This is a genomic window from Pantoea sp. BR_17 (assembly GCF_041955125.1).
Classification (GTDB): domain Bacteria; phylum Pseudomonadota; class Gammaproteobacteria; order Enterobacterales; family Enterobacteriaceae; genus Pantoea; species Pantoea stewartii.
Genome location: NZ_JAVAXT010000011.1, coordinates 65764 through 91354, shown reverse-complemented (window position 1 = coordinate 91354; position 25591 = coordinate 65764). Strand labels below are relative to the sequence as shown.

The window sequence follows — 25591 nt, the reverse complement described above, 5'->3', positions numbered from 1 at the left end:
CAGCGGCATACTTCACTGCCGACGGATGCGTACGCAGTTTAGCCGATTGAACTTCAAAAACCATAGTCCTAATCCGTTTCTTCCGCTCGCAACCGAGGTTACACTGTGCGCCGAACTTTTGAGTTATGGACGTTGTTATGCGCATTCACATCCTCGGGATATGTGGCACGTTTATGGGCGGGCTGGCGATGCTGGCACGCTCCCTTGGCCATCAGGTGACAGGCTCAGATGCCAATGTTTATCCGCCGATGAGCACCCTGCTTGAGCAGCAAGGTATTGAATTAACAGAGGGTTATGACGCCAGTCAGCTTGATCCTCAACCAGACCTGGTCATCATCGGCAATGCCATGACGCGCGGTAATCCCTGTGTGGAAGCGGTTCTGGAACGCAACATTCCCTACCTTTCAGGTCCCCAATGGCTGCATGATTTCGTGCTGCGTGACCGGTGGGTGCTGGCCGTGGCCGGCACGCACGGTAAAACCACGACGGCAGGCATGGCAGCGTGGATTCTGGAGGCGTGTGGTCTGGAACCGGGCTTTATTATCGGCGGTGTACCCGGCAACTTCGATGTTTCAGCAAAATTAGGAAAAAGCCCATTCTTTGTGATTGAGGCTGACGAATATGACTGCGCGTTTTTCGATAAGCGCTCTAAATTCGTTCATTACTGCCCACGTACGCTGATTCTGAATAACCTGGAATTCGATCATGCGGATATTTTTGACGATCTGCGGGCGATCCAGAAACAGTTCCATCACCTGGTGCGCATCGTGCCGGGCCAGGGCAAGATCCTGCTGCCGGAGCACGATCATAACCTGAAGCAGGTAATGGCGATGGGCTGCTGGAGCGAGCAGGAACATGTCGGCGACGGCGGTCACTGGCAGGCGAAAAAACTGACGCCTGACGCCTCACACTGGGAAGTCTGGCTGGACGGCAACAAAGTGGGTGAAGTGAACTGGGCACTGGTCGGCGAACACAACATGCACAATGGTTTAATGGCCATTGCGGCAGCCCGTCATGTTGGCGTGAAACCCGAGGATGCCAGCCAGGCACTGGACAGCTTTATCAATGCCCGTCGTCGTCTGGAACTGCGCGGCGAGGTCAACGGCATCAAGATCTATGATGATTTTGCCCATCATCCGACCGCGATTCTTGCCACGCTGAGCGCGCTGCGCAGCAAAGTGGGCGGGACGGCGCGTATCCTGGCCGTGCTCGAACCGCGTTCAAACACCATGAAAATGGGCGTGAATAAAAATGAACTTGCCCCGTCACTGGCGCGTGCCGACGAAGTGTTTCTGTTCCAGCCGAGCCATATTCCCTGGCAGGTCGCGGATGTCGCAGAAGCCTGCATGCAGCCTGCGCACTGCAGCGCGGATATTGATGCGCTGGTAGAAACGATCGCCAAAACGGCGCAGCCGGGCGATTCCATCCTGGTAATGAGCAACGGGGGCTTTGGTGGGATTCATCAGAAGCTGCTGGATCGTCTGGCTCGTTAACCGGTAGCCGATCCTTTTCTCCCCGAACGAGGGGAGAGAAAACCCTGCGGCTGGGCACTGCTCAGCCGCACATCACCGCCAGGGTCAGACGGCTTCTGCTAATTCGCGCAGGTACTGAAAAATCTGACGGGCAGATTTTGGCGGTTTGTTACCCGCTTTTTCCTTCTGTGCATTACGAATCATGCTACGCAGTTGCTGACGATCGGCCTGAGGATAAAGGGCAAGCACGTCGGTCATCGCCTCATCGCCTTCTTCAATCAGGCGATCGCGCAGCATTTCCAGCTTGTGAAACAGCGCAACCTGCTGGTTATGGCGGTTTTTAAGCTTATCCAGTGCGGTACGAATCGGTTCAACGTCGATGCTGCGCAGCAGCTTACCAATTAACTGTAACTGACGGCGGCGGCCTTCTTTCTTAATACGCTGCGCCAGTTCAATCTCGGTACGCAAACGCTCATCCAGCGGAATTTTATCCAGCGAGTTTTTCCCCAGGTCGACCAGTTCGGCCCCCAGGCGTTTCAGCTCTTCAGCATCGCGTTTGATTTCGCTCTTACTAACCCAAATAATCTCTTCATCTTCTTCTTCGTGATTATCGGGCACATCATCGAGCCACTCTTCAGGCTGCTTAGTCATATCTGGCTCCAAAAAAAAGAGGCTAATCCTACCAGTTTATCGGGTGACTGCGAAATTGTTCTCTGACTCTGATAGACTCAAATTATTCAACCATAAGATTAGACGGCAGGTCGATGAACGTATCAACTCAAGTTGCAGAACAGCGAAAAGCACTGGAACAGGCAATTGCACAGGCGCTTGAACTGGCAAAAGCAAGTACGGATGGCGCGGAAGTCGCGGTGAGCAAGACCACCGGTATTGGTGTCAGTACCCGTTACGGCGAAGTGGAAAACGTCGAATTCAACAGTGATGGCGCGCTGGGCATCACTGTTTACCACCAAAACCGTAAAGGCAGTGCCTCATCGACCGATCTCAGCCCGGATGCCATTAAACGAACCGTGCAGGCAGCGATTGATATCGCACGCTATACCTCGCCGGATCCCTTTGCCGGCCCGGCGGATGCCGAACTGCTGGCTTATGACGCACCGGATCTGGATCTCTACCATCCGTGGGAGATCGATGCCGATTATGCTATCCAGCTGGCGGCACAGGCAGAGCAGGCGGCATTGCAGGCAGACAAACGCATCACCAATACTGAAGGCGGTAGTTTTAACAGCCATGTCGGTATCAAAGTCTTTGGTAACAGCCACGGCATGCTGCAAAGCTACTGTTCCAGCCGTCATTCGCTGTCCAGCTGCGTCATTGCTGAGCAGGACGGCAATATGGAGCGTGATTATGCGTACACCATTGGCCGCGCCATTGAGGACTTAAAGAGCGCGGACTGGGTTGGGGCTGAGTGCGCTCGCCGGACGCTGTCGCGCCTGGCACCGCGTAAGCTTGATACCATGAAAGCGCCGGTCATTTTTGCGCCGGAAGTCGCGACCGGCCTGTTCGGCCATCTGGTCGGCGCTATCAGCGGCAGCAGCGTCTATCGTAAATCCACATTCTTACTGGATGCGATGGGCAAACAGATTCTGCCTGAATGGCTGACCATTCAGGAGCAGCCGCATCTGTTAAAAGGCCTGGCCTCCACGCCGTTTGACAGCGAAGGCGTACGTACACAGGCCCGCGACATTATTAAAGATGGCGTGCTGCAAACCTGGCTGATGACCAGCTATTCTGCGCGCAAGCTGGGCCTGACCAGCACCGGTCACGCGGGCGGCATTCATAACTGGCGCATCGCCGGTCAGGGGCACAGCTTCAACGACATGCTGAAGCAGATGGGCACCGGGCTGGTCGTGACCGAACTGATGGGACAGGGCGTCAGCGCCATCACGGGCGATTATTCGCGTGGCGCAGCCGGTTTCTGGGTGGAGAATGGCGAGATTCAGTATCCGGTAAGTGAAATTACGATTGCAGGTAACTTAGGCGATATGTGGCGGAACATTGTTACCGTAGGCGATGACATTGAAACCCGCAGCAATATTCAGTGTGGTTCTGTTCTGTTACCCGAAATGTATATTGCCGGACAGTAAAATCTCTTTTAAGTTGTGTAGGCGATAGCAAGCGGAGGGCATCGACCCTCCGCTTTTTTATAAGCAGCGTTTTCACAATAAAAAGGAAGCTGAGCATGCGTAAAGCGTTTATGTCGTTGTTAGCTGTTGCCTTGTTATCTGTTAATGTCACCGCCGGTGCGGCTTCTCTTGAGCACGATATGAAAGAGATGGCGGGTATTTACAAGTCGCTGGATGGGGCGAAAAGCGCCGATCAGCTGCACAAAATGTTAGGTGATTTGCGCGCCAAAGCCGAAGATGCCAAAAAAGGCATCCCGGACAAACTGGAAGGCAAAGCACCGGACAGCCCGGAAATGAAAGACTTTCACAAAGGCATGGATGATTTGATTGCCCAGATTGATAAAGCCGATGCACTGGCTAAGCAGGGCAAGCTGGATGAAGCGAAAGCAGAAGCGCAAAAACTGGCTGCTATCCGTAACGAAAACCACAAGAAGTTCCGCTAAACCCACGCTAACCCCGGCACTGCCGGGGTTAATTATTCCGCCCCCTCATCGCCACCCGGCTTAGCCAGGATCACTTCAACCTGATGGGTTTTCAGCAGGTTTTGCAGCGCCGTACCCGGCAGTTTATCAGTGAACAGGGCTGTCGCCTGCGCCACGCTGCCCATCTCCACCGCGGCCGAGGCCTGGAATTTAGTATGATCGGCGGCGAGCAATATATGACGCGAATGCGCCATCATCGTTTGTGCAACGTTGGCCTCATTGACGTCAAATTCCAGCAGCGCACCGTCACTCTCAATGGCGCCCATGCTGGTGACGAGATAATCCGCCCGGAAACTGGCCACAAAGGCCGTGGTCACCGGACCAATAATGCCACCATTGTGTGGGCGCAACGTGCCGCCGGGCACCATGACTTCAAACTGGGGGCATTTATACAGAATATGTGCCACCCGCAGGCTGTTGGTGATAACCCGCAGATGCTTATGGTTCATCAGGGCGCGGGCCACATGCTCCACGGTGGTGCCAATCGTAATAAACACCGTGGAACCATCAGGAATGTAGTCAGCGATGGCGTCAGCGATAGATCGTTTTTCATCGGTTTGTGAGACTTCGCGCTGTTCAAAGGCGGTATTGACCACGCTGGATGCGCGGCCTGCGCCGCCATGATGACGGGTAATCAATCCCTGTTCGCTGAGTTTGCGAATGTCGCGGCGTACCGTTTGCGTCGACACATCCAGTAGCACCGCAAGTTCATCAATATTCATGTAGCCACGTTCGGCGATCAGGCTGAGTAAACGATCGTGGCGAGGATTACCGGTTACGTCCGTGAGGATCATGAGCTGCTCTCTGAAGACCACTTTGGCTGTCAGTTTAACCATTAACTGACATAAAAGAACAGGTTTGCTCATAATCGGGAATACCGGCCCGGCCACCCGGGCGCGTACATTTTAAGGCCGCGACAGCGCTGGCAAAGCGCACCGCTTCCGCCACGGCGGGCTTTTGGGCCAGCCTGAATGCCAGTGCGCCATGAAACACATCGCCGGCACCGGTCGTGTCGACCACCCTGACATGAAAAGCTGGCTGATGCTGTAATGTGCCCGCATCAAGCCAGAGGCAACCCTGAACGCCTTGTGTCACATAGACATGGCCTTTTGTGAGCATTTGTGCTTTTTTCAGCGCACTGGCGTCACTTTCCATACCGGTCAGACGCTGCAAACCGGGTGCGGAAAACGCCGCGTGGTCGCTCAGCGTTACCAGTTCAGCAATGTTTTGTGGCGTCACATCGCCATCCAGAATAGTGGGAACGCCGGACCTGCGTGCCAGCGTAAAGGCGCATTTTGCGCCCTGATGCCAGCGGACATCCGCCAGCACGGCATCCCACTGAGAAAAATCGATTTCCGCTAGCCAGTCGGCCTCGTCGGGTAAATCCGGGCTGGGATAGTTGGCGATGATACGTTCGCCTTTAGCATCCACAAGAATGGCAGATTGCGAGGAGCGGGCAGCGTTAAAAATCTTTGTATAACGTGTAGTTACGCCGTAACTGTTTAACTCGGACAGCAGCCTTTTCCCGGTGTCATCGTCCCCGACCCGGCCAATAAAATCCACCTGCGCACCCAACTTTGCAGCCGCGACGGCTGCCGTGGCCGCCGGGCCACCGCCGACTTCCCGATAGTTGCTGGCGACATATTTTCCGCCCTGATGCGGTAACGTTTCCAGGTACCAGATGCGATCCAGTACGGTGATCCCTACACAAGCTATGCGCGTCATCACTCTTCCTCAGACATTTTCTCGTGCTGTCATTTTAATTTCATCAAATGTTTTAAAAGTGACACCTGTCAATTTTTTGACCATAAATTACAAATATGATCCTAAAAAGACAGTAAAAATCATATATCGGACAAAATATGACATTCATCGGGTTTGGGAGAGCGGTATGGCGGAAGTAGCGTTTATTGGACTGGGGCAAATGGGGGCGCCGATGGCGAGCAATCTGCTTAAGCAGGGCCATCAGCTCAGGGTGTTTGACGTCAATCCCGAGGCGGTTGCCAGGTTAGTGGAAAAAGGCGCACAGGCTGCCCGTTCTCCAGCCGAGGCCGCCGAAGGGGCTGAATTCGTTATCACCATGCTGCCCAATGGCGATTTGGTGCGCGCTGTCCTGTCAGGTGATCAGGGCGTCTGTACCACGCTGTCGCCTTCGGCACTGGTGATCGATATGTCGACGATCCATCCGCTACAGACCGACCAGATGATTAACGAGATGCGGGCGAGCGGCTTCAGCATGATGGACGTGCCGGTTGGGCGTACATCCGATCATGCTATCGCCGGCACGCTGTTGCTGCTGGCAGGCGGAACACTGCAACAGATTGAGCGGGCAAAACCGCTGCTGTTGGCCATGGGAAATGAGGTGGTGGTGGCTGGCGGACCGGGCATGGGGATTCGCGTCAAGCTGATTAATAACTACATGAGTATCGCCCTGAATGCGCTCTCTGCAGAGGCGGCGGTGCTGTGTGAAGGGCTGGGGCTGCCGCTGGACGTTGCGCTACAGGTCATGAACGGCACGCCAGCAGGGAAGGGGCACTTCACCACGACCTGGCCAAATAAGGTGCTGAAAGGCGACCTGTCACCGGCCTTTATGATCGATCTGGCTCATAAAGACCTGGGCATCGCGCTGGATGTGGCTAACCAGCTGCATGTGCCCATGCCGCTCGGGGCCGCCTCACGTGAGGTTTACAGCCAGGCGCGCGCCGCCGGACGCGGACGTCAGGACTGGACCGCCCTTCTCGAACACGTGCGCGCCAGCGCAGGCCTCTCACCTTCGACAACCCCTTGTGACGCTTAATCAGAGGAAAGCACATGACTCATTACACCCTTAAAGACATCGCCCGGCCATCAGGTGGTTTCGCCATGCTGGCTGTGGATCAGCGTGAAGCGATGCGGCTGATGTTTGCCGCCGCGGGTGCGCCACAGCCGGTCAGCGATCGGGTTCTGACCGAATTCAAAGTGAATGCCGCCAGCGTGTTATCGCCTTATGCCTCCGCCATCCTGGTGGATCAGCAATTTTGCTTTCGGCAGATTGTGGAGCAGCGGGCTGTGTCGCCCGGTTGCGGCATCATTGTCGCGGCGGATGCGTTTATCCCTGGCAACGGCATGCCGGTTGACAGTGTGGAGATTGATCACCGCGTCGATCCTCAGGCCGTCAAACGTGACGGGGCAAAGGCGCTCAAGCTGCTGGTGCTGTGGCGCAGCGATGAAGACGCACAGCAGCGGCTCGATATGGTGAATAGCTTCACTGCGCGCTGTCACCGCCATGGTCTGCTCAGCATTATCGAACCCGTTGTCAGACCGCCGCGCCGGGGCGATCGCTTCGATCGCGAGCAGGCGATCCTCGCTGCAGCGAAGGAACTGGGTAACAGCGGAGCGGATCTTTATAAGGTGGAAATGCCGCTGTACGGCAAAGGTTCACAAGCCGACCTGCTGACGGCCGCGCAGAAACTTAACGATTTGATCATGATGCCGTGGGTCATCCTCTCCTCTGGCATTGACGAAAAATTATTCCCACGAGCCGTCAGAGTCGCCATGCAGGCGGGTGCCTCCGGATTCCTGGCGGGCCGCGCAGTCTGGTCTTCGGTTATTGGTTTGCCCGATACCGACCTGATGCTGCGGGATATCTCTGTTCCCAGACTGCAACGGCTGGGCGAGATCGTAGATGAAATGATGGCGAAACGTTAATAGGGAGAAGCAGATGAAATGGTTTAACACCTTAAGCCACAATCGCTGGCTCGAACAGGAAACCGATCGGATTTTCAGTTTTGGCAAGCATGCGGCGGTGCCAACCGGATTTGGCTGGCTGGGTAATAACGGTCAGGTCAAACCCGATAAGGGAACGCACCTGTGGATCACCGCCCGCATGTTGCACGTCTATGCGGTGGCGGCCTCAATGGGGCGGCCCGGGGCTTATCAACTGGTTGAACATGGTATCAATGCGTTAAACGGTGCGCTTCGCGATAAAAAATATGGCGGCTGGTACGCCTGCGTCAACGATGAAGGCGTTCTCGATGCCTCCAAGCAGGGCTACCAGCATTTTTTTGTATTGCTGGGCGCCGCCAGCGCCGTTACCACCGGCCATCCGGCGGCACGTCCATTGCTGGATGAGGCGATCAAGGTCATTGAACGTTACTTCTGGAGTGAAGACGAGCAGATGTGCCTGGAATCCTGGGACGAGGCATTCAGCAAGACCGAAGACTACCGGGGAGGGAACGCCAATATGCACGCCGTTGAAGCGTTCCTGATCGTGTATGACGTCACGCACGATAAGAAATGGCTGGATCGCGCGCTGCGCGTCACGTCCGTAATCATCCATGATGGCGCGCGTCAAAATAATTACCGCGTGAATGAACACTTTGACACGCACTGGACGCCACTGCGCGATTACAACAAAGACAACCCTGCCCACCGCTTCCGTGCTTATGGTGGCACGCCCGGCCACTGGATTGAGTGGGGGCGACTGATGCTGCATCTGCACGCCGCGCTTGAAGCGCGCTTTGAAACCCCACCGGCCTGGTTAGTGGAAGATGCCAAAGGGTTATTTCACGCCACCCTGCGTGATGCCTGGGCGCCCGATGGTGCAGACGGTTTCGTTTATACCGTGGACTGGGACGGCAAGCCCGTGGTGCGCGAGCGGGTACGCTGGCCTATCGTCGAAGCGATGGGAACCGCCTATGCGCTGTATACCGTCACCGGTGAGGCGCAATACGAAGCCTGGTATCAGAAGTGGTGGGACTACTGCATGACCTACCTGATGGACTTCGAAAACGGTTCCTGGTGGCAGGAACTGGATTGCGAAAACAAGGTGACGACCAAAGTCTGGGACGGCAAACAGGATATCTATCACCTGCTGCATTGCCTGGTCATCCCACGCCTTCCGCTGGCACCGGGCCTGGCACCCGCTGTCGCCGCCGGATTACTGGACTGTAACGCAAAATAATTCCAAAACAGACGGGAGTACCAGCTATGCACAGCAGCGGAAAAACCCTTGTACTGCGGGCCGGAGACTATCAGGCCACCCTTGTCACCGTGGGCGCGGGTCTGGCTGAACTGACATACGCAGGTCAGCATCTGGTGCTCCCCCATTCCCCTGAAACCCTGCCGCTGGCGCACATGGGGAAGGTCCTGATTCCCTGGCCCAATCGCGTCGCGAAGGGCACCTGGTACCATAACGGTAAATGGCTTCATTTACCGATCAACGATCACGAAGGGGGAACCGCCATTCACGGTTTGCTGGCGTGGCGTGACTGGCAGATTACGGAATATACCGACAGCACAGCGAGGCTGACAATCTTTTTACCGCCCAGCTACGGGTATCCGTTTGCCCTGGTTTCAACGGTGGCGTACCGGCTGGATGCCATGCAGGGCCTGCAGGTGACGCTCGACAGTCAAAATACAGGACGTGAACCTGCTCCTTATGGCGCAGGTGCGCACGCACCCGTATCTGACCTGCAACAGAATGCCGCTGGACGAGTGCCTGCTCACGTTGCCTGCCGCGATAGCGCAAGGCGATTTCCTTTCCCCACGTCAGCTCGGCGCAACGCAAATTGATGACAGCCTTCGCACAGGCACGGACGGCCAGCAGTGGGAAGTGCGCCTGACCAGCCGGGAGCCGTCCCTTTCTGTTTACTTACGTAGCGATCAGCCCTGGCTGCAAATTTACACCGGCGAAAAACTGGGCCGCACCGGGCTGGCAACCGAGCCCATGAGTTGCCCGCCTGATGCGTTTAACTCCGGCGTTGATCTGGTCTGGCTCGCACCGCAGGCGACGCATCGGCTGGCCTTCACCCTTGGCTGCGATCGCCCCGGATAAAGATCACCTTACCGCCTTACCCTACAACTAAGAGGCCAGTATGCACTTACAACATCTTGAAACGGCAGGGGTAAAACTCACTGCCACTGATAACGGCTTTTCACTGGTTTATCACGGCCGCGTTATTCTGAGCCACAGCCCGGAAGCGCCCTGTCTGTGGATGGGGCACGGTCGGGCCGACATTAAAATGTTTCGTGGCAACTTCAGTATCAAAGATCGGCTGAATGAAAAGCTGGCCCTGACTGAGGCCACCATGACGTCGCAGGCCGACTGTTGGCACATTCGTTTCTCGCGCGGCAACGTCATCAGCGCCACGCTGACGGTTGGGCTGGATGCCGGCGGGCGTTTACTGCTCACGCTAAATAATGACGCCGACAGTCATAACCGCATCTGGCTACGGCTGGCAGCGCAGCAGGCGGATCACATCTACGGCTGCGGCGAACAGTTTTCCTGTTTTGACCTGCGCGGGAAACCGTTCCCGCTCTGGACCAGTGAGCAGGGCGTCGGACGGAATAAAAACAGTTATGTTACCTGGCAGGCGGACTGCGCGGAGAATGCCGGCGGCGATTATTACTGGACGTTTTTCCCTCAGCCCACCTTCGTCAGCAGCCAGAAGTATTACTGCCATGTGGACAACAGCGGCTACATGAATTTTGACTTCAGCGCACCCGATTATCACGAACTGGCGTTCTGGGAAAACCGCGCGACGTTACGCTTTGAATGCGCCGACAGCTATATTGCGCTGCTGGAAAAACTGAGCGCCTTGCTGGGCCGCCAGCCTGAATTGCCTGACTGGGTTTACGATGGCGTGATTCTGGGCATTCAGGGCGGCACCGACGTGTGTCAGCAGAAGTTAGACAAGATGCGTCAGGCGGGTGTGAAGGTTAACGGTATCTGGGCTCAGGACTGGTCCGGTATTCGCATGACGTCGTTTGGCAAACGTGTCATGTGGAACTGGCAGTGGGACAGCGAACTCTATCCGCAACTGGATACACGCATTCAGCAATGGAAAGCCGAAGGCGTCCAGTTTCTCTCTTATATCAATCCTTATGTCGCCAGCGATCGCCCTCTGTGCGACGAGGCCGCCCGGCACGGCTATCTCACCAAAACGGCTTCCGGTCAGGACTACCATGTTGAATTTGGTGAGTTCTATGCGGGCGTTGTCGATCTGACTCATCCTGATGCTTATAACTGGTTCAAAGAGGTTATCAAACAAAATCTGATCGGCCTGGGCTGTGGCGGCTGGATGGCGGATTTTGGCGAATATCTCCCAACCGATACGGTTCTGCACAACGGTGTCCATGCCGAGATTATGCATAATGCCTGGCCTGCGCTGTGGGCAAAATGTAACTACGACGCGCTGGCAGAAACCGGCAAGCTCGGCGAAACGCTCTATTTTATGCGCGCGGGTTATACCGGCAGTCAGAAATACGCCGTGATGATGTGGGCCGGGGATCAAAACGTTGACTGGAGTCTGGACGATGGCCTCGCGTCGGTAGTGCCTGCCGCCTTGTCGCTGGCAATGAGTGGGCACGGTTTGCATCACAGTGACATTGGTGGCTATACCACGCTCTACGGCATGAAACGGAGCAAAGAACTGCTGCTGCGTTGGTGTGATTTCAACACCTTTACGCCCATGATGCGCACCCATGAAGGTAACCGTCCCGGCGATAACTGGCAGTTTGACAGCGATGACGAAACCATGGCGCATTTTGCCCGTATGTCGACGATCTTTACTTCCTTAAAGCCTTACATCAGGCAGGCGGTGGCGCAGAATGCCCGCAGTGGTCTGCCTGTTATGCGGCCGCTTTTCCTGCACTATGAAGCGGATGCCCGCACCTACTCGCTGAAATACCAGTACCTGTTTGGTCGTGATTTGCTGGTCGCGCCGGTGTATGAAGAGGGCCGCCACGACTGGACGCTCTATCTGCCGGAGGATCGCTGGATAAACCTCTGGACCGGTGAAGCGGCCAACGGTGGCGAGATCACGGTGGACGCACCGCTTGGTCAGCCGCCCGTCTTTTACCGGGCTGAAAGTGAATGGCAGGCGTTATTTGCCTCATTACGGCTGATCGACAGTGCCGGTTCGACGCGATAAAGGAGAAAGGGTATGGATTTCTTCACGCTTTTTACTCCCGACGGGCTTGAGCTGAGTATTGAGGTTGTCTGCATCATCATCGCCATCATGTTCCTGTATACCTTCATCGGTATCTGCGCAGGCTTTGGTGGCGCACTGGTGACGATGCCGCTGATCACCTTGTTGCTGCCGGTCAAAATGGCGGCACCTATGTCGGTCATTGTCGGGACAGCCACCGCGTTATATGCGACCTGGTTGTCACGTAACGAAACCCACTGGCGATCTGCGCTGGTGCTTATCCTGTTCTCCTTTGCCGGCATTCCCCTGGGGATTTATGCGCTCGCCAGTTTCCCGGACAACATCATGAAAACCGGGCTGGGCACTTTCCTGATCCTGTACGCGTTTTACAGCCTGTTTGTTCCTCGTCTGCCCGTCTGTGACAAAAACTGGCTAGTGGTGCCGACGGGCATCATCGCCGGCGCTCTGGGGTCGGCTTTTGCGACCAACGGCCCGCCGGTAGTGATTTATGGCATGTTGAGAAATCTGGCTCCGGCGGCGTTTCGTGGCACGCTCAATGCGTTTTTTACCGCCAGTAACATCGCCATTATTGGCGGCCTGACGACCAGCGGCATCTTAACGCTGTCAACCGTCAAGCTGGTGCTGTTCTGCGTGCCCACCATGATCCTGGGCTCGCTGGTGGGCCAGTATGTTCACCAACGCATCTCTGTCAGCACTTTCCGGCTGATGGTGCTCCTGCTGCTGATCGCATCCGGCGCCATGCTGATCAAGGGGGCGTTGGCGATTCCGGCATGGTCGGTACTGGTGCCGGTGTTTGGCCTGCTGGCGATTATGCAGTGGGTATTGGGCAAAAAAGTTGCGGCGATACGCGCGGAAACACAGCAGCAAAACGTTTCCCCTTCATCCTGAGCAAGGTTACCCGCCAGGCGGGCGGGTAAACCGGAGAACCATCATGAATCAGCAAACTGTATCTTCTGCCGGCGAGCCTGCGACGCTGCGGTTGCCGTTCCGGGAAAAAGTGGCCTATGGCATGGGCGATCTGGGTTCTAACATCCTGTTAGATATCGGGACGCTTTACTTACTGAAGTTCTATACCGATGTGCTGGAGCTGCCGGGAACGTACGGCGGAATTATCTTTCTGGTCGCCAAATTCTTCACGGCGTTTACCGATATGGGCACGGGCATCATGCTGGATTCGCGGCGCAGGATTGGCCCGAAAGGGAAGTTCCGACCGTTTGTCTTGTACGCCGCGTTTCCGGTCACGCTTTTGGCTGTCGCCAACTTTATCGGCACGCCGTTTGAAATCACCGGTAAAGCGGTCGTCGCCACGGTGTTGTTTATGTTGTATGGCCTGTTCTTCAGCATGATGAACTGTTCGTACGGGGCGATGGTGCCCGCCATCACCAAAAATCCTGATGAGCGCGCCTCCCTGGCCGCCTGGCGGCAGGGCGGTGCAACGCTGGGGTTACTGATTTGTACTGTGGGTTTTGTGCCGGTGATGAACCTGGCAGAAGGCAGCGCGCAGTTCCGCTATATCGCTGCAGCCACACTTTTCTCGGCATTTGGTTTGTTCTTTATGTGGTGGTGCTATGCCGGTGTAAAGGAGCGCTATGTCGAACAGCCGTCTGCCCACCCCACGCAAAACCCGGGCCTGTTAGCCTCCTTCCGCGCTATCGCGGGTAACCGTCCGCTGTTTATTCTCTGTATTGCCAACCTGTGCACACTGGGGGCGTTCAACGTCAAGCTGGCGATTCAGGTCTATTACACCCAGTACGTTCTGAACGATCCCATCCTGCTGTCATGGATGGGCTTCTTTAGCATGGGCTGCATTTTTATCGGTGTCTTTATGATGCCCGGCGCCGTCAGGCGCTTTGGTAAGAAAAAAGTGTATATCGGCGGTTTGCTGATTTGGGTCGTGGGCGATCTGCTCAACTATTGCTATGGGGGCGGTTCCGTCAGTTTCATCGTGTTTTCCTGTCTGGCTTTTTTTGGATCTGCCTTTGTGAACAGTCTTAACTGGGCTTTGGTCTCTGATACGGTCGAATACGGGGAATGGCGGACGGGCGTGCGTTCTGAAGGCACGGTTTATACCGGTTTCACCTTTTTCCGTAAGGTCTCACAGGCACTGGCGGGCTTTTTCCCCGGCTGGATGCTGACCCAGATTGGCTACGTGCCTAACGTTGTCCAGCGCGCCGGTACGGTCGAGGGCCTGAAGCAACTGATGTTTATTTATCCCGGTGCGTTAGCCGTGGTCACGATTGTGGCCATGGGGTGTTTCTACAACCTCAATGAAAAGATGTATGTCCGCATCATTGACGAGATTGACGCCCGTAAGCGTCAGCACTGATTTGGCTCTGTGATAAGGATCCGTTATGAACACAGGTTCTGATCCCTTAACGCTGAAACTGCCTCTGCGTGAGAAGTTTGCTTACGGCATCGGTGATTTCGGCTCCAACCTGATGCTGGCTATCGGGACGCTTTACTTACTTAAGTTTTACACCGATGAACTGGGGATGCCGGCCTGGTATGGCGGCGTGATTTTCCTCGTCGCCAAATTCTTTACGGCCCTTACCGATATGTTTACGGGCATCGTGCTGGATTCACGGCGGACAATTGGCACAAAAGGAAAATTCAGGCCGTTTATCCTGTATTTTTCGCTGCCGGTCGCGCTGGTGGCGGCGGCGCAGTTTGTGGCGCATGACCTCAGCCTGACATGTAAAACGGCTGTCGCCACCGCGCTGTTTATGCTGTTTGGCCTGTTTTACAGTCTGATGAACTGTTCCTACGGGGCAATGGTGCCTGCCATCACCAGGAATCCCACCGAGCGCGCTCATCTTGCCGCCTGGCGGCAGGGCGGGGCCACGTTAGGATTGCTGGTTTGTACCGTAGGCTTTATGCCCATCCAGTCGCTGTTTGTGGGCAAAAGTGCGCTGGGTTATCAGGTGGCGGCTGCCGTCTTTGTCACTGGCGGATTGCTGTGCATGGGGCTTTGCTACAGCGGCGTGAAAGAACGCTATGTCGAGGTCACGCCCGCCCATCACAAACCTGGCGTTGCAACCGCCTTTCGCGCCATCTTTCACAATCCGCCCTTGCGGACGCTGTGCCTGGCGAACCTGTGTACCCTGGCGGCATTCAACATCAAGCTGGCGATTCAGGTTTATTACACCCAGTACGTGCTGAACGATGTCAGTCTGCTCTCCTGGATGGGTTTCTTCAGCATGGGCTGTATTCTGGCCGGTGTGCTGCTGGTGCCCGCTGCGGTGAAACGTTGGGGTAAAAAGCAGGTGTATCTCGGTGGTTTAGTATTCTGGGCTATCGGCGATCTGTGCAATTTTCTCTGGGGCAGCACATCTCTAATGTTCGTCCTGTTCTCCTGTATGGCGTTCTTCGGCACAGCGTTTGTGAACAGCCTTAACTGGGCGCTGGTGCCGGATACCGTCGAGTACGGTGAATGGAAAACCGGTATCCGCGCAGAGGGCGCCTGCTATACCGGCTACACCTTCTTCCGTAAAATCTCTGCCGCCATGGCGGGGTTTTTGCCGGGCCTGATGCTGACACAAATCGGCTATGTGCCGAATGCCCTTCAATCGGATGCCACGCTGGCGGGGCTGCGGCAGTTGATCTTTATCTGGCCCTGTACGCTGGCCATCGCGGCGGCACTGATTATGGGATGGGGTTACAGGCTCAATGAAGCGCGTTTCGCGCGCATTGTCGCGGCCATTAACCAGCGTAAACGGCACGCTCTTGCCCCTACGCGCAACGAGGCCTGCGTTCAGGTGACGGGGGCGGAAAAGCCATAAGTTTCTCTGTTAAGACGTGATGGCAGGTAACTGTTTGCCAGTTTTGTGACAGCGGTACAGTACCGGCCATCGCGCATTATGTGTTCACAGGCGCATCACTGCGTACAGGTAAGACAGCCTAACCTGTTGTTTTACATAACCCGACTCTCCATTCTCCCCCTGTTCACTCCCCACTTTGCGGCACCGATCACGCTCAGGTGCAGGATTTCCACTTCGAAACGGAAAAAGTCGTTCTCCACAGCCGCGCGGACTCTGTTTAGTTTGTGATCACGCTGAATGCGTAACGGGATGCAGACGATGAGCACGTGTAATGGAGCGGTAGCGATGAACGCGTCACAAGACGAGCAGCAAACGATTCAGGCCCTGGCGGATCGCGTAATGACCCAGATCGGCGCGCTGTTTGCCGAGCGGTCCATTAAGCCGAATGCGGTACAGCTGCAAATGCTGGCTTCGCATGTCCGCGCAATGGCATTGCGATCGGTAACCGGTGAAGGGCTGCCGGAGGTGGAGGCGGATCTGTTCGATGAGATCTCGCCAGCGTCAATGGCACTGGCGCAGCAGGTCGTGGATCTGTTTGGCAATTTACCGCCGGAAGAAGCCTGGCTGCTCTCCGTCCACTTTGAAGTGGCTAAGAACGACTGATTTTCACCACCATGAGAGGTACAGACATATGGTAACCGTAGTAATAGGCGATCGATTAGGTAAAGGACAGAAAGTGGCGGCCGGCGTTGAGAAAGCGGGCGGGCGTGCTGTTGTCGTGCCCGGCGTGGCAGCTGACATGAAGTTGGGCGATGTGATGAAGGCTGAGAATGCCGACTTTGGCATTTCTTTTTGTGGCAGCGGCGGTGCGGGGGCGATTACGGCACAAAACAAGTATGGCTACAAAGCCAAACACGGCATGCGCTCAGTGGATGAAGGTGTGACAGCCATCAACGAAGGCGCCACCGTGCTGGGCTTCGGGTTTATGGATAAAGAAGAGCTGGGTGAACGTCTGGTTCAGGCCTGGCACAAAAAACACGGTGGATAAGGAATGAAAGAGACCTTTACAACCTCGGTAGCCGTAAGCGGCAAAGGCGATACCAAAGCGAAAGCGTTCTCTGATGCGCTCAGCCGGGTGCAGCACGAAGTCCTGCGCAACGCCAACAAGATTTTGCTGCGCATCGAACCCCAGGACGTAAAGGTGGTGCGCGCGCAGGAGCGCGTCAGAACCGAAAAATTTCTTTTCTTTTTCCTGGCACGCGAGCGCAGGCACTTCAGTGTCGATCTGGAGGTCACCATCAACGTGACCTGTCTGGACGGCGATAAAGTTGCGTTCACCCGCGTGTAAGTCAGCCTCAAACAACATAAATAAGGAAAGAGGATGTTTCTCATCATTTTGCTCAAGTCGTTAATCATCGGCGGCCTTGTGGGCGTCGGTGTGGGTGCTGGCGCTGCCCGCATGTTCCACGCGCCGACGACACAAGGTATGGGCGCGTTTCGCACACTGGGTGAACTCAACTCCTGTGAAGGCGATCCCGCTTCTCACTTCTCTTTTGGGTTGGGTTTCTTTTTCAATGCCTGGGCTTCCTCCGTTGCGGCGGGTGCATTCACCCAGGATGTGGATCACCGCATCATCCCCAACTGGGGCGCGGCGGCCATCATGGTCAAAAACCGCAACGTCGCGCAAACGCTGCACGATCCAAAAAAGATGGCTATCGCCTGCGGCATCATCGGCATGGTGGTGGTCGCGTTTTTGAATTCAACGGCCTCTGCCGTTCCGGCGGCCCTGCAGGTTACGGCGGTCAAAGTACTGGTCCCTGCGGCGAATCTGCTGGTGAACACGGTCATGCCCGTGATCTTCTGGCTGGCCGCAATCGATGCCGGTAAGAAATCGGGCTTCTGGGCCACCATTTTTGGCGGTCTGGCGCAGCTGATTATGGGCAATGCAGTACCGGGCCTGGTGCTGGGTATTTTGATTGGTAAAGGGGTTGAAGAGAGCGGCTGGCACAAAGTGACCAAAGTCATGATGACCGCCATCGTTGCCCTGTTTGTCCTCAGCGCCTTCTTCCGCGGTTTCGATATGAAGATGCTGCAATCCTTCCAGCTCGGCATTCCTGGCTGGCTCGACAGTATTCATAACAGCCTGAGCGGCAAATAACGGAGCGTCTGCAATGGAAGAATCAAACAAAGGTTTCTGGTATGCCGACTGGTCATTCCCGATTTTTGTCGGTTTGCTCTCCTCCGGCGTGTTTGCCGGGACCCATATGTACTACCTGTACGGCATTGGGGCGTTTAACGAAGTCGCTTTCGTGTCCATGCTCCGGGCCGGAATCGATACCGGCGTCTATGGGGCGGTGGCTGCCTTCGGAGCCAGCTTCCTGTTCGCCCGCATCATTGAAGGATCGCTGGTCGGGATTCTGGACATCGGTGGTGCGATCCAGACCGGTGTCGGTCTGGGCGTGCCGGCGCTGCTGCTCGGGGCGGGTTTTGTTTTCCCCGTCGCCAACTTTGCGGCTTCGCTGGTCACCGGCCTGATTCTCGGTGTGGCAATCGGTTACGTCATTATCCTGGCGCGTAAGTTCACCATCAATCAGAGCAACAGCACGTACGGTGCGGACGTCATGATGGGGGCGGGCAATGCATCAGGCCGTTTCCTGGGACCCTTGATCATTCTGGCCGCGATGGGTGCCTCAATTCCTATCGGCCTCGGATCCTTGCTGGGCGCGCTGGTGTTCTATCTGTGGAATAAACCGATCACGGGCGGTGCGATCCTGGGTGCCATGATCCTGGGCGCGATCTTTCCTGTGGCGATCTGACCCTGTTATCCCCCGATCGGTTCAGGCCGATCGGGGCAGTTAAGGAGGTTCCTGTGTACGATCTGATTCTGCGGCGTGCGCGTTTGCTGGATGAAACCCTGATCGATATTGCGATAAGTGACGGCAAGATTGCCGCCACAGGTGAAATCAGCGGCCACGCAACCGTCGAGAAAACGCTGGCAGAAGGCTGTTATCTCAGTGCGGGCTGGATTGATTCGCATGTGCACTGCTATGAAAAATCCCCCGTCTACCACGATCATCCCGATCGGGTTGGCGTGGAAAGCGGCGTCACCTGCGTGGTGGATGCAGGCAGTACTGGCGCGAATGACATTGACGATTTCTGGCAGCGCACCCGAGCGGTGAGCACGCAGGTTTACGCGCTGCTGAATATCGCGCGCACTGGCATCATTACCCAAAATGAACTGGCGGACATGACGCAGATTGATCGCCAGGCCATTGCCGACGCGGTAAAACGTCACCCCGATTTTATTGTGGGGCTTAAAGCCCGTATGAGCAGCAGTGTAGTGGGCGAAAACGGCATTAAGCCGCTGGTCCTCGCGAAAGCTATTCAGCAGGAAAACGGCCATCTGCCGCTGATGGTGCATATCGGTAACAACCCACCCAGCCTTGATGAGATCGCGGAACTGCTGACCTCGGGTGACATCATCACTCACTGCTATAACGGCAAACCCAATCGCATCCTGACACCCGACGGCGAACTGCGTGCCGCCGTCAAACATGCGCTGGCACGCGACGTACGGCTTGATGTCGGCCACGGCAGCGCCAGCTTTAGTTTCGAGGTCGCGCGTGCGGCCATCGCACGGGGCATTTTGCCTGACACCATCAGTTCGGATATTTACTGCCGTAACCGCCTCAATGGACCGGTTTATACCCTGGTCCATGTGATGTCGAAGTTTTTCAATGTCGGCATGACCCTGCCACAGATTATCGCCTGTGTGACTCACCAGGCAGCCAGCGGCCTGCGTTTACGCCACAAAGGCCGTATTGAGCCCGGCTACGATGCCGACTTTACGCTGTTCACCGTCGCGCAAGAGCCGGTGTCCTTTGTAGATGCGGAAGGGCTGGCGGAACAGGGCGATCGTCACCTGATTCCCCTTGCCGCCATTGTCGCCGGCGAGTGCTGGATTACTGAACAAGGAAAAAAATACCATGTCTTCTCTGTATGAAAAATATGGCCTGAAGCAGGTCATCAACGCCTCCGGTCGTATGACCATACTGGGCGTTTCAACGCCATCGGATGAGGTGATCGATACGGTTAAGTACGGTCTGGCGCACTACTTTGAAGTAAAGGATCTGGTCGATAAAACCGGCGCGTATATTGCTAACCTGCTGAAAGTGGAAAATGCGCTGGTGGTCTCCTGCGCCTCGGCAGGGATAGCCCAGAGCGTGGCCGCCGTCATTGTGAAAGATGATGACTGGCTGCTGGATAATTTACACAGTGCACCGCTGACCGTGCCGCGCGACATCGTGGTGCCAAAAGGGCATAACGTGAACTACGGTGCGCCGGTGGGCAGCATGATCGCGCTGGGTGGGGGCCGGACGGTTGAAGCGGGTTACAGTAATGAATGCTCGGCTCAGCAGCTTTCCGCCGCGGTGACCGATCAGACGGCCGCCATTCTCTACGTGAAGTCACATCACTGCGTACAAAAGAGCCACCTGAGCGTTGCACAGGCCGCAGAAGTCGCACGTAAGCATGGTGTGCCACTGATTGTGGATGCCGCCGCCGAAGAGGACTTGCAGTGTTACTACCAGGCCGGTGCCGATCTGGTGATCTACAGCGGCGCCAAAGCGATTGAAGGCCCAACCAGCGGCCTGGTTATCGGTAAGCACCAGCTTGTTGAGTGGGTAAAGCGCCAGAGCAACGGCATTGGCCGCACCATGAAAGTGGGCAAAGAGGGGATTCTGGGGCTGACGCAGGCCATTGAGTCCTATCTGACTCAGCCGAAAGTGACCGGCGCACAGATGGTAGAAAAAATGACGCCCTTTATTAACAACCTCAATGGGCTGGACGGCGTAACTGCGCGCGTCGTCTGGGATGCGGCCGGACGCGATATTGCACGCGCTGAAATACACTTTGATGAAGCCAAAATTGCGCGTCAAACCGGCGATCTGGTTCAGGCATTGAAAAACGGTGATATCGCCATTTACTTCCGTGGCTACAAAGCGAATGAAGGCATTATCGAAGCCGACGTGCGTAGCGTCAGCGCTGAGCAGCTGCATATCATTTTTACCCGTATTCAGGCGCTGATAACCGGAGAACACTAATGACGCTTACCCCTGATTTTTATCAAGACCGGCTGTGCCTCAACGTGCTGGCCGGCTCAAAAGAAAATGCGCGCGCTATCTGGCAGGCGGCAGAAGGGCACGTTCTGGTCGGTGTGCTATCGAAGAATTACGCCAGTCATGACGCCGCAATCGCGGATATGCGCGACTATGCTGCGCTGATCAATAATGCGCTCTCGATTGGCCTGGGCGCGGGCGATCCCCGGCAGTCAAGCATGGTCAGCGAGCTGGCCGCTGAGCTACAGCCTCAGCATGTTAACCAGGTCTTTACCGGCGTTGGCACCAGCCGGGCGCTGCTTGGCCAGTCGCAAACGGTGGTGAACGGCTTGATCTCGCCGACGGGGACGCCAGGAAAAGTAAAAATTTCGACCGGTCCGCTCAGCTCACAGCGCAACGACGGCATTGTGCCCATTGACACCGCCATCGCCATGCTGATCGATATGGGCGGCAGCTCGGTAAAATATTTCCCCATGGGCGGTCTGGACAGGGTGGAAGAATACCGCGCCGTGGCGGAGGCCTGTGCACAGCAGGATTTTTGGCTGGAGCCGACAGGCGGGATCGATCTGGCAAATTTTAGCGAGATCGTAAAAATTGCGCTGGATGCGGGCGTCAGCAAGGTGATCCCGCATATTTACAGTTCGATCATTGATCAGGCCAGCGGTGAAACCCGCGTGGATGACGTCAAACAGCTTCTGGCAATGAGCAAGTCCTTGCTGGCCTGACGTAGGTTGTGCGCTGGCGCAGAAAACTGTGGTCGGCGCGCCCTTTCCTGGACGTACAGCCGCGTTTCCTGCACTCTGTGAGTGTTGCTCTTTTCTCCATTCAGTCAGGTAAACCGACGTGAGATTTCCTAATCAGCGCCTTGCGCAACTGTTTGACGCTTTGAAAAACGAAACCTTGCCTCAGGACGAGCTGGCCCGGCGCTTTGCCGTGTCAACGCGTACCGTACGCACGGATATCACCGCCCTGAATGCCTTACTGGAAAAGCACGGCGCGCAGTTTGTGTTGAATCGCGGGGCCGGTTATCAGCTTAAAATTGCCGACGCGCAGCGTTTTACTATTCTCCAGCAGCAAACGCGTGCCCCTCTCCGGGTGCCGCGTACCTCTCAGGAGCGGATCCGTTATCTGCTGGTGCGCTTCCTGACCGCCGCCTATTCGCTGAAACTGGAAGCGCTGGCAGAAGAATGGTTTGTCAGCCGCGCGACCTTGCAGAATGACATGGCCGACGTACGTGAATGGCTCGGACGCTACCAACTCAGCATTGAAAGCAAACCGCACCACGGCATGAAACTGTTTGGCAGCGAGGTGGCGATCCGCACCTGCTTAACCGATCTGTTGATCGAGATCGATCAGTCGCAGCCAGACAGCCCGCTGATCACGCCGGAATCCCTGGAAGGTGGCCTGCTGGAAAGTCTGGAACCGTGCCTGCAACGCTGTTTTGCCCAGCACCATATCCGTCTCAGTGACGAAGGTGAACGCTATTTACAGTTTTACTGTGCGGTGGCGGTCCGGCGCATCAGCGAAGGTTATCCGGTTAACGATCCCGCGGACACGGAACAGATGGACGATGCGATACGCGACGCGGCACAAACCCTGATTCATTCGCTACTGCCGCTTATCGGCAAGCCCGTTTCGCCGGCGGAGGAAAGCTGGCTACAGGTTAATATCGCTGCCCGGCGCATTCAGGACAGCGCACCCAGCACGATCAATGCGGATGACGCGGATGCGCTGGTCGACTATCTGCTCAGCTTTATTAACACACACTACTATTACGATCTGCAGAACGATCCTCAGTTGCGTGCCGATCTGCTCACCCATATTAAAACCATGATCACACGGGTGCGTTATCAGATCCATATTCCCAATCCCCTGTTAAGTAATATCAAGCAGCACTATCCGATGGCCTATGACGTAACGCTGGCGGCGGTTTCCAGTTGGGGCAAATATTCGCCTTACGTCATCAGTGAGAATGAAATTGGCTTCCTGGTGCTGCATATTGGCGTCGGGCTGGAGCGCCATTACAACGTGGGCTATCAACGTCGCCCTCAGGTGCTGCTGGTGTGCGACAGCGGGAATTCCACGCTGCGCATGATTGAAGCGATGCTGCTGCGAAACTATCCCCAGTTGCAGGTAACCCAGTGCCTGTCTCAGCGCGAATACGAAGCACGTCAGCGCATCGAAGAAGACTTTGTCATCTCTACCGCGCGGGTCAGCGAAAAAGAAAAACCGGTGGTGGTGGTGGCGCCGTTCCCGACCGAATTCCAGCTGGAGCAGATTGGTAAGCTGGTGCTGGTGGATCGTACCCGTCCCTATATGTTGGAGAAATTTTTTGATGCCCGGCATTTTCGGATTGTTGATGCGCCCATGAGCCAGTCGGATCTGTTCCGGTTATTGTGCGATCAGCTTGAGGATGAAGGTGTGGTGGATGAGGCTTTCTTTGCATCCGTGGAGGAACGCGAAGCCATTGTCAGTACTATGCTGGGCGAGGGCATTGCGCTACCGCACTCGCTGGGGCTCATGGCCCGGGAAACGGTCGTCTACACCGTGCTGGCTCCACAGGGTATTCCGTGGGGCGACGATACGGCTTACGTGATTTTTCTGCTGGCAATCAGTAAAAGCGAGTATGAAGAAGCCATGGCAATTTATGACCTTTTCGTCACGTTTATGCGTGAGCGGGCGATGACGCGCCTGCGCGACAGCACTGACTTCAGCAGTTTTAAAACCGTGGCGCTGGACTGCCTGAGTCGGCTGTAAGTGGGGGCAAGGTGGGCTGGATAGCGTCCAGCCCGTTATCAGTGTTTCTTTGCTAACAGGCGGGGGATTTCGCGCAGGCACCAGGCTTTCGCTTCGCCCATACTGTCACGACGCCAGGCCATGATGATGTCCACCTCGCGAGAATATTCCGGGCTGACGACCCGTAACCGCCCCTCCGCGATATCCTGCTCTACCATGTTATAGGGCATGGTCGCCACGCCTAAACCGGCCAGAAGCGCACGCCGCTTATCGTCCATCGTACTGACGGTCAGACGTTGCTGTTTATCCAGCAGCTGTACGGTCAACACCGGCCTTTCGCGTGCGGTATCGGCCACGGCAATCCCCCGATATTTTACCCGGGTGACCTCTGAAAGCGGCTCGGGTTCGTTATGAATAGGATGGTCAGGGCTGGCGACATAAACGCTGACGATGCTGTAGAGTTTGCGGGTATTGATCTCAGTTGAGGCGCGAAAGTGCATATCCGGTGCGATAACGATATCTGCCCGCCCCTGTTCCAGCCTTTCCCAGGCACCTGCCAGCACTTCTGTCATAATGGATATCTGGGTGTTAGCCTTGTCAGCCAGCTTTGTAACCAGCGGGAACAGCGCATCGGTAGGGACAAGGGCTTCGGTCACGATGGTCAACTGCGTTTCCCAACCGCGCGCCAGCGCTTCGGCATCGGTCGTGAGTTTGTCAGCGGCTTCCAGCAACACCCGACCGCGCTCAAGCAGCATGCGTCCGACATTCGTAAACTTTGTGCGATGGCCAGAGCGGTCAAACAGCACCACATCCAGCTCCTCTTCCAGTTTCTGCATGGTGTAACTGAGTGCCGAGGGCACGCGCCCTAACTCATCGGCGGCGGCGGCAAAACTGCCCCGGCGATCGATAGCATCCATCACACGTAAAGCTTCAAGGGTTAACGCACGGTCTTTTGCCATCCTGGTTCTCTGTCAGGAAATTTGAATATGCCCGGCAGATTAACTGGCTAACAATCCGGCGTCCAGACTTTTACCATAAGGGAATCATACCCGTCGTCGATTCTTGCCGACGGATGCAGGAGGTAAACAATGATAACCACACGCAGTGCATCCGATTGTGGTCAGGCTGATTATGGCTGGCTACAGGCACGCTATAGTTTCTCTTTTGGCCACTATTTCGATCCCAAATTAATGGGTTATGCCGCTTTACGTGTTTTGAACCAGGAAGTGCTGGCACCCGGCGCGGCGTTTCAGCCGCGCACCTATCCTCAGGTGGACGTGTTGAATATTGTCCTGCAGGGTGAAGCGGAGTACCGCGACAGCGAAGGCAATCACATTACCGTCGGTGAAGGTGAGGCACTGCTGCTCTCTGCCCAGCCGGGCGTGAGCTACAGTGAACTGAATCCCAGTAAAGAGCGCTCACTGACCCGCATGCAGCTCTGGCTGGCGGCCTGCCCGGAACGGGAAAACCCGCGTATGCAGAAAATCAGCCTGACCGCAGGAACGTGCTCGCAACTGGTGGCTTCGCCGGATGGCCGCGACAACAGCTTGCAACTGCGTCAGCAGGTCTGGATCCACCAGCTTGAGCTGGCGGCTGGCGAGCAGCATCTGGTGCCGCTGCATGGCGCGCGCGCCTATCTGCAGTCGATCCATGGTTCGCTTGAAGCCTCTGCAGGTGCATCGCATCAGGAAACGCTCGGCTGTGGTGATGGCGCGTTTTTGCAGGAAGAGCAGCAACTGTGGCTGGCTGCCCTCACACCGACGCGGGCGCTGGTAATCGATATCCCTGTCTGACGCGCTTCTGTTGGCGTGGCGTTGTGACGGTATCACAATAGTGGATATCCGCGCAGAGACGGATAGCCGACAGCAAAGGGCGAAGTGGTGTGCGTCAGCCTGGTCATGGGATCAGACGCCATAAACGAGAAAAGCCGTCCCTGAAAGGGGACGGCTTT

Annotated in this window: 24 protein-coding genes and 1 pseudogene; 21 read left to right on the top strand and 4 right to left on the bottom strand. The window is 56.0% G+C overall.

Translation table 11 applies throughout. The annotated features are described in order from the left end of the window. The first annotated feature begins 137 nt into the window (after positions 1–137). Entirely contained in the window at positions 138–1493 is a 1356-nt protein-coding gene (gene mpl, locus RAC60_RS16815) for a UDP-N-acetylmuramate:L-alanyl-gamma-D-glutamyl-meso-diaminopimelate ligase (RefSeq protein WP_033740016.1), read from the top strand. An 84-nt stretch (positions 1494–1577) separates the two neighbouring features. On the opposite strand, the gene yjgA is transcribed toward mpl, so the two are convergent. Continuing rightward, positions 1578–2123: a ribosome biogenesis factor YjgA gene (gene yjgA, locus RAC60_RS16810; protein ID WP_033740015.1), complete on the bottom strand. Its 546-nt coding sequence runs from the start codon at positions 2121–2123 to the stop codon at positions 1578–1580. Between the two features lie 113 nt (positions 2124–2236). Here yjgA and pmbA point away from each other — a divergent pair, with 113 nt between their 5' ends. After that, the gene (gene pmbA, locus RAC60_RS16805; protein WP_006118343.1) at positions 2237–3577 is read left to right on the top strand and encodes a metalloprotease PmbA; all 1341 of its coding nucleotides are present in this window, start codon (positions 2237–2239) and stop codon (positions 3575–3577) included. Between the two features lie 95 nt (positions 3578–3672). After that, the gene (gene cybC / locus RAC60_RS16800; protein WP_205955716.1) at positions 3673–4059 is read left to right on the top strand and encodes a cytochrome b562; all 387 of its coding nucleotides are present in this window, start codon (positions 3673–3675) and stop codon (positions 4057–4059) included. Between the two features lie 32 nt (positions 4060–4091). Here cybC and RAC60_RS16795 read toward each other — a convergent pair whose 3' ends face one another. Continuing rightward, positions 4092–4892 (bottom strand): DeoR/GlpR family DNA-binding transcription regulator, encoded by an 801-nt coding sequence (locus tag RAC60_RS16795; protein ID WP_133745666.1) that lies wholly within the window; start codon positions 4890–4892, stop codon positions 4092–4094. Positions 4893–4926: 34 nt separating this feature from the next. Continuing rightward, positions 4927–5823: a sugar kinase gene (locus RAC60_RS16790; protein ID WP_375094060.1), complete on the bottom strand. Its 897-nt coding sequence runs from the start codon at positions 5821–5823 to the stop codon at positions 4927–4929. A 166-nt stretch (positions 5824–5989) separates the two neighbouring features. On the opposite strand from RAC60_RS16790, the gene yihU reads away from it, so the two are divergent. The 17 genes and pseudogenes from yihU to RAC60_RS16705 all read left to right on the top strand — a co-directional run bounded on the left by yihU (position 5990) and on the right by RAC60_RS16705 (position 23661). Next, on the top strand, positions 5990–6895 hold the full coding sequence (yihU, locus tag RAC60_RS16785; RefSeq protein WP_164482614.1) for a sulfolactaldehyde 3-reductase: 906 nt from the start codon (positions 5990–5992) through the stop codon (positions 6893–6895). Positions 6896–6909: 14 nt separating this feature from the next. Next, a complete protein-coding gene (gene yihT / locus RAC60_RS16780; RefSeq protein WP_375094059.1) occupies positions 6910–7785 on the top strand; it encodes a sulfofructosephosphate aldolase in 876 nt (291 codons plus the stop codon). Positions 7786–7798: 13 nt separating this feature from the next. Further along, positions 7799–9040 carry a sulfoquinovose isomerase gene (gene yihS, locus RAC60_RS16775; protein ID WP_325992383.1) on the top strand — a complete coding sequence of 414 codons (1242 nt, stop codon included), beginning with the start codon at positions 7799–7801 and terminating at the stop codon, positions 9038–9040. Positions 9041–9066: 26 nt separating this feature from the next. Beyond that, positions 9067–9913: pseudogene (locus RAC60_RS16770) on the top strand (aldose-1-epimerase). A 40-nt stretch (positions 9914–9953) separates the two neighbouring features. Beyond that, positions 9954–12011: an alpha-glucosidase gene (locus RAC60_RS16765; RefSeq protein ID WP_289367614.1), complete on the top strand. Its 2058-nt coding sequence runs from the start codon at positions 9954–9956 to the stop codon at positions 12009–12011. Positions 12012–12023: 12 nt separating this feature from the next. Next, positions 12024–12917, top strand: a complete 894-nt coding sequence (locus tag RAC60_RS16760; RefSeq protein WP_375094058.1) for a sulfite exporter TauE/SafE family protein — start codon at positions 12024–12026, stop codon at positions 12915–12917. 43 nt (positions 12918–12960) lie between these two features. Then, positions 12961–14355, top strand: a complete 1395-nt coding sequence (locus RAC60_RS16755) for an MFS transporter (RefSeq protein WP_033740007.1) — start codon at positions 12961–12963, stop codon at positions 14353–14355. Positions 14356–14380: 25 nt separating this feature from the next. Then, complete coding sequence (locus RAC60_RS16750) at positions 14381–15808, top strand: MFS transporter (protein ID WP_375094057.1); 1428 nt, start codon at positions 14381–14383, stop codon at positions 15806–15808. A 297-nt stretch (positions 15809–16105) separates the two neighbouring features. Then, positions 16106–16450, top strand: a complete 345-nt coding sequence (locus RAC60_RS16745; protein WP_044241509.1) for a glycine dehydrogenase — start codon at positions 16106–16108, stop codon at positions 16448–16450. Between the two features lie 28 nt (positions 16451–16478). Beyond that, positions 16479–16835 carry an SFCGS family glycine-rich protein gene (locus RAC60_RS16740; protein ID WP_006118330.1) on the top strand — a complete coding sequence of 119 codons (357 nt, stop codon included), beginning with the start codon at positions 16479–16481 and terminating at the stop codon, positions 16833–16835. Positions 16836–16838: 3 nt separating this feature from the next. Then, on the top strand, positions 16839–17135 hold the full coding sequence (locus RAC60_RS16735; RefSeq protein ID WP_033740005.1) for a DUF4312 family protein: 297 nt from the start codon (positions 16839–16841) through the stop codon (positions 17133–17135). A gap of 33 nt (positions 17136–17168) precedes the next feature. Further along, a complete protein-coding gene (locus tag RAC60_RS16730; RefSeq protein WP_006118328.1) occupies positions 17169–17945 on the top strand; it encodes a DUF4311 domain-containing protein in 777 nt (258 codons plus the stop codon). A 13-nt stretch (positions 17946–17958) separates the two neighbouring features. Beyond that, complete coding sequence (locus RAC60_RS16725; RefSeq protein WP_054633034.1) at positions 17959–18603, top strand: DUF4310 family protein; 645 nt, start codon at positions 17959–17961, stop codon at positions 18601–18603. Positions 18604–18656: 53 nt separating this feature from the next. After that, positions 18657–19790, top strand: coding sequence for an amidohydrolase/deacetylase family metallohydrolase (locus tag RAC60_RS16720; protein ID WP_375094056.1), 1134 nt, complete (start codon positions 18657–18659; stop codon positions 19788–19790). Next, positions 19774–20889 carry a DgaE family pyridoxal phosphate-dependent ammonia lyase gene (locus RAC60_RS16715; protein WP_033740001.1) on the top strand — a complete coding sequence of 372 codons (1116 nt, stop codon included), beginning with the start codon at positions 19774–19776 and terminating at the stop codon, positions 20887–20889. Before RAC60_RS16720 ends, RAC60_RS16715 begins: the two co-directional genes overlap by 17 nt. Then, positions 20889–21629 carry a KDGP aldolase family protein gene (locus RAC60_RS16710; protein WP_375094055.1) on the top strand — a complete coding sequence of 247 codons (741 nt, stop codon included), beginning with the start codon at positions 20889–20891 and terminating at the stop codon, positions 21627–21629. Before RAC60_RS16715 ends, RAC60_RS16710 begins: the two co-directional genes overlap by 1 nt. Before the next feature lie 118 nt (positions 21630–21747). After that, a complete protein-coding gene (locus tag RAC60_RS16705; RefSeq protein WP_058702673.1) occupies positions 21748–23661 on the top strand; it encodes a transcription antiterminator in 1914 nt (637 codons plus the stop codon). A gap of 38 nt (positions 23662–23699) precedes the next feature. Here the strand turns inward: RAC60_RS16705 and RAC60_RS16700 are convergent, their stop codons facing one another. After that, positions 23700–24599, bottom strand: coding sequence for a LysR family transcriptional regulator (locus tag RAC60_RS16700; RefSeq protein WP_033739998.1), 900 nt, complete (start codon positions 24597–24599; stop codon positions 23700–23702). Between the two features lie 129 nt (positions 24600–24728). Between RAC60_RS16700 and RAC60_RS16695 the strand changes: the two genes are divergently transcribed. After that, positions 24729–25433: a pirin family protein gene (locus tag RAC60_RS16695; RefSeq protein WP_164482607.1), complete on the top strand. Its 705-nt coding sequence runs from the start codon at positions 24729–24731 to the stop codon at positions 25431–25433. Positions 25434–25591 lie beyond the last annotated feature (158 nt).

Excerpts from the sequence above, each read along its gene's own strand:
- RAC60_RS16760 (WP_375094058.1), top strand. The coding sequence starts at position 12,024 with ATGGATTTCTTCACGCTTTTTACTCCCGACGGGCTTGAGCTGAGTATT.
- RAC60_RS16730 (WP_006118328.1), top strand. The coding sequence starts at position 17,169 with ATGTTTCTCATCATTTTGCTCAAGTCGTTAATCATCGGCGGCCTTGTG.
- RAC60_RS16740 (WP_006118330.1), top strand. The coding sequence starts at position 16,479 with ATGGTAACCGTAGTAATAGGCGATCGATTAGGTAAAGGACAGAAAGTG.
- RAC60_RS16695 (WP_164482607.1), top strand. The coding sequence starts at position 24,729 with ATGATAACCACACGCAGTGCATCCGATTGTGGTCAGGCTGATTATGGC.
- RAC60_RS16765 (WP_289367614.1), top strand. The coding sequence starts at position 9,954 with ATGCACTTACAACATCTTGAAACGGCAGGGGTAAAACTCACTGCCACT.
- RAC60_RS16700 (WP_033739998.1), bottom strand. The coding sequence starts at position 24,599 with ATGGCAAAAGACCGTGCGTTAACCCTTGAAGCTTTACGTGTGATGGAT.
- RAC60_RS16735 (WP_033740005.1), top strand. The coding sequence starts at position 16,839 with ATGAAAGAGACCTTTACAACCTCGGTAGCCGTAAGCGGCAAAGGCGAT.
- RAC60_RS16710 (WP_375094055.1), top strand. The coding sequence starts at position 20,889 with ATGACGCTTACCCCTGATTTTTATCAAGACCGGCTGTGCCTCAACGTG.
- mpl (WP_033740016.1), top strand. The coding sequence starts at position 138 with ATGCGCATTCACATCCTCGGGATATGTGGCACGTTTATGGGCGGGCTG.
- yihU (WP_164482614.1), top strand. The coding sequence starts at position 5,990 with ATGGCGGAAGTAGCGTTTATTGGACTGGGGCAAATGGGGGCGCCGATG.
- yihT (WP_375094059.1), top strand. The coding sequence starts at position 6,910 with ATGACTCATTACACCCTTAAAGACATCGCCCGGCCATCAGGTGGTTTC.
- RAC60_RS16725 (WP_054633034.1), top strand. The coding sequence starts at position 17,959 with ATGGAAGAATCAAACAAAGGTTTCTGGTATGCCGACTGGTCATTCCCG.
- RAC60_RS16745 (WP_044241509.1), top strand. The coding sequence starts at position 16,106 with ATGAGCACGTGTAATGGAGCGGTAGCGATGAACGCGTCACAAGACGAG.
- RAC60_RS16715 (WP_033740001.1), top strand. The coding sequence starts at position 19,774 with ATGTCTTCTCTGTATGAAAAATATGGCCTGAAGCAGGTCATCAACGCC.
- RAC60_RS16795 (WP_133745666.1), bottom strand. The coding sequence starts at position 4,892 with ATGATCCTCACGGACGTAACCGGTAATCCTCGCCACGATCGTTTACTC.
- cybC (WP_205955716.1), top strand. The coding sequence starts at position 3,673 with ATGCGTAAAGCGTTTATGTCGTTGTTAGCTGTTGCCTTGTTATCTGTT.
- yihS (WP_325992383.1), top strand. The coding sequence starts at position 7,799 with ATGAAATGGTTTAACACCTTAAGCCACAATCGCTGGCTCGAACAGGAA.
- RAC60_RS16790 (WP_375094060.1), bottom strand. The coding sequence starts at position 5,823 with ATGACGCGCATAGCTTGTGTAGGGATCACCGTACTGGATCGCATCTGG.
- yjgA (WP_033740015.1), bottom strand. The coding sequence starts at position 2,123 with ATGACTAAGCAGCCTGAAGAGTGGCTCGATGATGTGCCCGATAATCAC.
- RAC60_RS16750 (WP_375094057.1), top strand. The coding sequence starts at position 14,381 with ATGAACACAGGTTCTGATCCCTTAACGCTGAAACTGCCTCTGCGTGAG.
- pmbA (WP_006118343.1), top strand. The coding sequence starts at position 2,237 with ATGAACGTATCAACTCAAGTTGCAGAACAGCGAAAAGCACTGGAACAG.
- RAC60_RS16755 (WP_033740007.1), top strand. The coding sequence starts at position 12,961 with ATGAATCAGCAAACTGTATCTTCTGCCGGCGAGCCTGCGACGCTGCGG.